4 protein-coding genes and 1 pseudogene are annotated in these 6,957 nt (G+C 66.8%); 2 read left to right on the forward strand and 3 right to left on the reverse strand.

Annotation, left to right across the window (positions count from 1 at the left end; all coding sequences use genetic code 11):
- Positions 1 to 25: 25 nt before the first annotated feature.
- The gene (locus tag D7Y11_RS26825; RefSeq protein WP_120575833.1) at positions 26 to 1,135 is read right to left on the reverse strand and encodes a DUF444 family protein; all 1,110 of its coding nucleotides are present in this window, start codon (positions 1,133 to 1,135) and stop codon (positions 26 to 28) included.
- A gap of 35 nt (positions 1,136 to 1,170) precedes the next feature.
- On the reverse strand, positions 1,171 to 3,234 hold the full coding sequence (locus D7Y11_RS26830; RefSeq protein ID WP_120575832.1) for a PrkA family serine protein kinase: 2,064 nt from the start codon (positions 3,232 to 3,234) through the stop codon (positions 1,171 to 1,173).
- Between the two features lie 572 nt (positions 3,235 to 3,806).
- Here D7Y11_RS26830 and D7Y11_RS26835 point away from each other — a divergent pair.
- On the forward strand, positions 3,807 to 5,396 hold the full coding sequence (locus D7Y11_RS26835) for a glycosyltransferase family 39 protein (RefSeq protein ID WP_126935127.1): 1,590 nt from the start codon (positions 3,807 to 3,809) through the stop codon (positions 5,394 to 5,396).
- A 27-nt stretch (positions 5,397 to 5,423) separates the two neighbouring features.
- Here D7Y11_RS26835 and ruvX read toward each other — a convergent pair whose 3' ends face one another.
- On the reverse strand, positions 5,424 to 5,879 hold the full coding sequence (gene ruvX / locus D7Y11_RS26840; RefSeq protein ID WP_120581631.1) for a Holliday junction resolvase RuvX: 456 nt from the start codon (positions 5,877 to 5,879) through the stop codon (positions 5,424 to 5,426).
- 211 nt (positions 5,880 to 6,090) lie between these two features.
- On the opposite strand from ruvX, the pseudogene D7Y11_RS26845 reads away from it, so the two are divergent.
- Positions 6,091 to 6,957 (forward strand): annotated as a pseudogene (locus tag D7Y11_RS26845) (hypothetical protein); the annotation flags it as partial.

A 6,957-nucleotide genomic window follows, 5' to 3' on the forward strand; every position in this document is an offset into this window, starting at 1 on the left:
GGGGGATGAGACAGAAGCGCTGGTGTCAGCGCCCCTTGCCGAGGAAGTCCTTGATGGAGGCGTAGATGGCGTCCTTGTCCGCGATCTCGCTCAGCGAGACGTTGTTCGTGTCACCCACCGCCTCGCGCAGGTCCTTGATGAACTGCCCGCTGCCGTAGGGGGACTCCACCTGCCCGTAGGCGAACTGGTTCACCTGCGGGAGGATGTCGTTGCGGAGCATCTCGATGCACTGGCGCGTGTCGTCCGCGCTCCAGTTGTCCCCGTCGCTGAAGTGGAACGGGTAGATGTTCCACGCGCTCTTCGGGTAGTCCGCCTGGATGATGTCCCGGCACAGCTTGTACGCGCTGGAGATCATCGTCCCGCCGGACTCGCGGGTGTGGAAGAACGTGTCGCGGTCCACTTCGCGCGCCACCGCGTCGTGGATGATGTAGCGCGACTCCAGACCCTTGTATTGATGCTTGAGCCACGTATCGAGCCAGAAGCTCTCGATGCGGACGATCTCCTTCTGCTCGTCCCCCATCGAGCCGGACACGTCCATCATGTAGATGATGACCGCGTTGGTTTCCGGCAGCTCCTGCAGCTTGTAGCTGCGGTAGCGCCGGTCCTCTCGCGTGGGGATGATGACCGGCATCTTCGGGTCATAGGTGCCGGTGGCGATCTGCCGCTTCAGGGCCTGCTTGAAGGTGCGCTTGAAGTGGCGCAGCGACTCCGGGCCCGTGGTGTTCACGCCCGTGTACTTCACCTTCTGCGTGACGATGCGCTCGTTCTGCCGCCGTTCAATGCGCGGCAGCTGGAGCTCTTCGCCAAGAATCTGCGCCAGCTCCTCCAGCGTGACGTCCACCTCCAGGGCGTGGTCTCCCTCGCCCTGGCCGGCCTGGTGCCCGTCCCCGGGCTCCACCGCCCCGGGGCCGAGCTGCTGACCCACCTCACCGTCTCCCTGTCCGACGCCGCCCTGCTCCTTGTGGCCGTACTTGAAGCGCGGGATGTCGATGAAGGGGATGGGGATGCTGATGGCATCCTTGCCCTTCTTGCCCAGCATCTCGCCCTTCTGCACGTACTTGCGCAGGTTGGCTTTGATCTTCCCGCGGACGATCTGTTTGAAGCGGGAGTGGTCCTGGTGGATCTTCAAGGTCACGGTGTCACGTCCCTCTTGGACAAGGCGCTATCGCGTTACTCCTTGGCGTCACCGCGGGCGAAGATGCTGGCCACGAAGTTCAGCACGTCCGTGGAGCAGATCTCGCAGTACCCGTAGTTCTTCATCATCCGGTCCTTCACCAGGTCGATCTTCTCCTGGGTCTCCTTGTCCACGACGGACGACACCAGGTTCTTGAGCTTGATGCTGTCCTTCTGGTCCTCGAACAGCTTCAGCTCCAGCGCCTTGTGCAGCCGCTCGTTGGTCCGGTAGTTGAAGGTCTTGCCCTCCACGGCGAGCGCGCCGATGTAGTTCATGATCTCCCCGCGGAAGTCGTCCTTGCGGCTCTCGGGGATGTCGATCTTCTCTTCAATCGACCGCATCAAGCGCTCGTCCGGCACCTCGTAGATGCCGGTGTACTTGTTGCGGACCTTCTCCTTCTGGGTGAAGGCCTTGATGTTGTCGATGTAGTTGCCGCACAGCTTGCCGATGGCGTCCTCGTCGGCGCTGATGGCGCGCTGGACCTCGTTCTTGACGATGTCCTCGTACTCCTGCTTCACCGTGGTGAGCAGCTCCTTCATCCGCTTGCGCGCGTCCTCGGTGTTGATGAGGGAGTGTGTCTTCAAGCCGGCTTCCAGCTCGTTGAGCACCATGAAGGGGTTGATGCAGCCCTCGCCCTTGTCGCTCACCAGGGCGTTGGAGATTTTATCCTGGATGTAGCGGGCGCTGATGCCCTCCAGGCCCTCGCGCACGGACTCCTTGCGCAGCTCCTTGATGTTGTCCTCGGTGAAGTTGGGGAGCGTCTTGCCGTTGTAGAGCTTGAGCTTCTGAAGGAGCGACAGGTTGTGCTTCTTGGGCTCCTCCAGGCGCGTGAGGACGGCCCACATGGCGGCCATCTCCAACGTGTGCGGGGCGATGTGCTTGCCCTTGATGGCGCGGGAGTTGAAGTCCTTCTCGTAGATCTTCACTTCCTCGGCCAGCTTGGTGATGTACGGGATGTCAATCTTCACCGTACGGTCGCGCAAGGCCTCCATGAACTCGTTGTTCTCGAGCTTCTTGTACTCGGGCTCGTTGGTGTGCCCGATGATGACCTCGTCGATGTCCGTCTGAGGGAACTTCTTCGGCTTGATCTTGTGCTCCTGCGACGCGCCGAGCAGGTCGTAGAGGAACGCGACGTCCAGCTTGAGCACTTCGACGAACTCGATGACGCCGCGGTTGGCGATGTTGAACTCGCCGTCGAAGTTGAAGGCTCGCGGGTCGGAGTCCGAGCCGTACTCGGCGATCTTCCGGTAGTTGATGTCGCCGGTGAGCTCGGTGGAGTCCTGGTTCTTCTCATCCTTGGGCTGGAACGTGCCGATGCCGACGCGGTCCTTCTCACTGAAGATGAGCCGGTTGACGTGGATGTGGCCCATGACCTGGGCGAAGTCACCGCCGTACTGGGTCATCAGCTCCTTGAAGACGAAGCGGCAGGCGGGGCACAGCTCGCAGCCATTCGGAATCGTGTAGCCGGACTCCGGCGGGGACAGCTCGGAGAAGACCTTGTCGCGCCACTCGCGGGGGATGAGGTTGAGGGGCTCCTCGTTCATCGGGCACTTCATCTTCTCCTTCGTCACCGTGCCGTCCGGCTGCTTCTTGTCGGTGAGCCAGGAGAAGGTGTACGCGGCGCCCTCCGGCGTCTTCGAGTACTCCTCCATGCCCTTCTTGAGCAGGCGGGCGATGGTGGACTTGGACGAGCCCACGGGGCCGTGCAGGAGGATGACGCGCTTCTCCGTGCCGTAGCCCTGGGCGGCGGACTTGAAGACGTTGACCAGCTTCATCAGCGGCACGTCCAGGCCGAAGATGGCGTCGCGGCCGCCGAAGCGCTCGTCGCTGAAGAAGTGGTAGCGGGTGAGCTTCTTCTTGTTGTCGATGTACTCCGACTTCCCGTGGCTGAGGATCATGTCGTAGATCCTCTGGAAGGCGGTGCGGGTGACCTTGGGGTTCTTGCGGACGATTTCGAGGTAGTCCTCGAAAGAGCCCTCCCAGTTGAGTTCCGCGTAGGTCTTCACGTCCTGGAACGCGGCGATCCTGGAGACCCACGAGCCCTTCTCAGCGTCCTTCATGTCTCTCCCTCGTAGCCTCACAGGAGGACGCGAACGGTCGCGTGCTTCCGGGGGGCCAACATGGTGAACCTGGAGGGCTGGAAGGCCATTCCACACCCACTCCGAAGAGGTCCCAGGCGACGACAATCGCGATGCTTCAGCCCCTTCGGGACCCCGCCGCGGAGTGGGACCGCGCGTTCGGCTCGTGTCGGAGGGGAGCCGCCCTCCTCCACGGGGTGAAAAGGCACTTCGATTATAAGGACCCTGACGCGCGCTGGGAGGAGCCCCCCCGGTGCGATGTGTCCGGTCCCACCTCACCCAAGCGCGTACTTCCCGACGCTTGGGCTTCCGCCGGAGGACACCCCGTCCAGGCAGGCCCTCACTGTGGGGCGGCGTCCGTGTCCGCTCCACATGTCGGCATGACGGCCGGCGCACCGGTTCCGTCCCGCCCAGAAGGGTGCGTAACGGCGCGAATCCCATGCTGCCCGGGGAAGTGATTCCCGAAGAAGCACGGGGCAGGCGGGCGGGCACCGGGCAGGAGGGCGGGACGCTGGCTTGGCTTTGAGCCCTGCCTGCGTATCCTCGCGCGCGCCATGGTTCCCGCTTCGAGTCCCGCCGCCCTTGCTTCCCCTCCCTCCGCCGTGCCCGGTCTGTCCGCGGTGCCCGCCCCTCAGCCCGAGCCGTCCATCCGGTGGTTGGTGGGTCTGCTGCTCTTGGCGGCGCTGCTCCCCCGGTTGGGGGTGTTCTTCATCAACGAGAACCTCTTCGGTGACGCGGTGGTGCGCACGGAGCTGGCGGAGCGGTGGCTGGCCGATCCCCACGTCATCACGTCCTACAAGGACGGCACGTATCAGTTCGGCCCCCTGCACCTGTACCTGGTGGGCGCGGTGCTGTCGGTGTTCGAGCGCGACGTGGCGGGCCGGCTGGTGAGCCTGTTGTTCGGAGTGGCGTCGGTGGTGCCGCTGTTCGCGCTGACGCGGCGGCTGTTCGGCTGGCGCGCGGGCGTGGCGGCGGGGCTGGCCTTCAGCGCGTGGGGCATGCACCTGCAGTTCTCCACCACCGCGGGCAGCGAGTCGGTGTCGCTCTTCTTCATGCTGGCGGTGTTCGCGCTGGTGGCGGAAGGGGTGGAGGAGAACCGCTTCCAGCCGCTGTTCTGGGGCGCGGTGCTGCTCAACTTCGCGTGCGCGCTTCGCTACGACGCGTGGCTGTACATCCCGCTCATCACGGTGGCGCTGGTGTTCAGCAGCGAGGACCGGGTGGCGTCCCTGACGCGCGCGGTGGGCTTTGGGCTGGTGTGCCTGCCGTTCCCGCTGTTGTGGATGCAGGGCAACGAGCTGGCGCACGGCGACCCGTTCTTCCCCATCAAGGCGGTGGAGGACTTCCACAGGCAGTGGGTGGCAGACTCGGGTGGTGCGGGGGGCGCGCTGGGCTGGCGGTTGCAGCAGCTGGGGTTCTGGCCCGCGGTGGCGCTCTTCACGCTGACGCCCGGCGTGGCGCTCCTGGGCGGGGTGGGCATGGCGCGCGCGTGGAAGAAGCACCCGGAGACGCGCTGGCTGGTGGTGATGGCGGTGGTGCCCGCGCTGTACTTCACCCTGCGCGCGGCGGTGCTGCTGAGCTTCGTGCCCCTGGCGCGCTTCACGGTGACGCAGCTGGTGCTCCTGCCAGTGTTCATGGCGCCGGGCCTGGCGGCATTGGTGGGCAACAAGGGGCCCTTCGCGCGCCGCGCGGTGGTGGGCGTGAGCGCGGTGCTGGCGGTGGTGATGCCGGTGGCGCTGGGCATCTACACGTTCCGCACCGAGGGCGGGCTGCACGACTCGCTGCGCCCGGTGAGCCCCACGTCCACGAACCCCGTGGCGGTGATGCAGGTGGCGCGCTTCCTCAAGGAGGAGGTGGCGGCGAAGGGCGGCGCGGCGGCCATCGACGATGACCCGAGCTACATGGACCTGCAGGTGGCCTTCTTCTCCACGCTGCCGGAGATGCGCATGGCGCGCGTGCGCTGGGACACCTTCCGCCAGCGCCTGGCTGACGCGCGGCCGGACGTGCTGGTGCGCTTCGACGGCGGCAAGCTGGTGAAGGACCCGGGCGTGAAGCTGGACGGGCGCACGCTGACGCTCGACGGCGTGGCGTACCAGGAGCAGGACGGCTTCTCCGCGCCGCTGCACGTGTACCGGCGCCAGCCGTAGTTCGTCAGCGATTCCCGGAGGTGCTGCTCAGCCCTCCGGGTTGTAGTTGTCGTCGTAGCCGTCGTCGTCCTTGGGGCGGTGCGCGTCCAGCCAGCCCTGCAGGATGAACTGCGCGGCGAGCTGATCGATGACCTCCCGCCGCTTCTCCCGGCGCACGTCCGCCTCCAATAGGGTGCGCTGGGCGGCCACGGTGGACAGCCGCTCGTCCCACAGCTCCACGGGCAGTCCTGTCGCGCTCTCCAGCACCTGCGCGAACTTGCGCGAGGCCTCCGCGCGGGGGCCCTCCGTGCCGTTCATGTTGAGGGGCAGTCCCAGGACGAAGCGCGTCACCTCGTGTTCCTTCACGAGCCGGGACAGCTCCGCCAGGTCCCCCTTGAGTGACGTGCGCCGCACGGTGGTGACCGTCTGGGCGGTGAGCCCCAGTCCATCCGAGACGGCCACCCCGATGGTCTTGGTGCCGTAGTCGAGCCCGAAGGTGCGCATGGGCGCGGGACTCTAGCCGCAATCCTCCGCCGCGGACCGACCCGTCCGTGGGTGGGGACGCGGCTGGCGGCCCCCTCGGGCCAACCCCGCGTTTCGACTCGCCCCGCGAGCCGGACTGCCCGGCACCGCCGCTGCAATGCCTGTCCGCGTCCGAAGAGACGGCGCGCGGCACCTGGCAGCACCCACTTCAACCCGTCGCGCGGGAGTATCGATGCTCGACATCCTGAAAGGCGTGGCGAACCTGCTGGGCGGTCCCATGGCCGCCGTGACCGACCTGGCGGGGGACGCCCTGGGGCTTCCGCCCGTCCTCACGAACTCCATCAAGACGGCCGCGGGGGTGATGACCGGCAACGTGATGATGGCGGCCAGCGGCGCGCTGGGCGTGGCGGATGAGCTGAAGAAGAACCCATCCGCGAAGACGGAGTACTGCGCGCCCCAGAACGCGGCGAAGGCGGGCGCGGGCTACGCGAGCTCCGCTTCGTCCGGCGCTTCGCAGGCGGGAGGCACCTCCGGAAGCCGCAGCCCGCTGGACCCCAAGCTGCTGGACTACGCGGACTCGCTGCGCACGCTGGAGGCGAACTTCGGCTACCTGGACCTGCTGGACGGCAAGAAGGACGGCTCGCTGTCGCACGCGGACCTCCAGCGCATCTCGCAGGACAAGAACGTGTCGCCGTCGCTCCGGGACGCGGCGAAGTTCCTCGTCGACAACCGCGGCTTCTTCGAACAGGTGGACACGGCGAAGAAGAGCCTCCTGATGCTGAAGCTGCCGGGCCTGAACGATGACCGCATCGAGCTGGTGGGGCTCCAGCAGGAGTCCAAGCGACTGGCCGGCGAGTTCGCGAAGTACGGACGTCCGGAGCGGCCGGGCCGCCCGTCTCCCTCGCCTTCGGACTGCGCGCCTCCGCCGACGGACTGCGCGCCGCCCACCACCGGCGGTGGCTCCCGGCCGGGCAGCGGGGCAGGGCGGCCGGGCACTGGCGGCACGGGGCGGCCGGGCAGCGGCACGGGAAGCACGGACGGTGGCGTGTCGGGCCGGCCGGGCCAGGGCGGCGGAAGCACAGGGGGCACGGGACGGCCG

It is taken from the genome of Corallococcus sp. AB018 (genome assembly GCF_003986945.1).
Classification (GTDB): Bacteria; Myxococcota; Myxococcia; order Myxococcales; family Myxococcaceae; genus Corallococcus; species Corallococcus exiguus.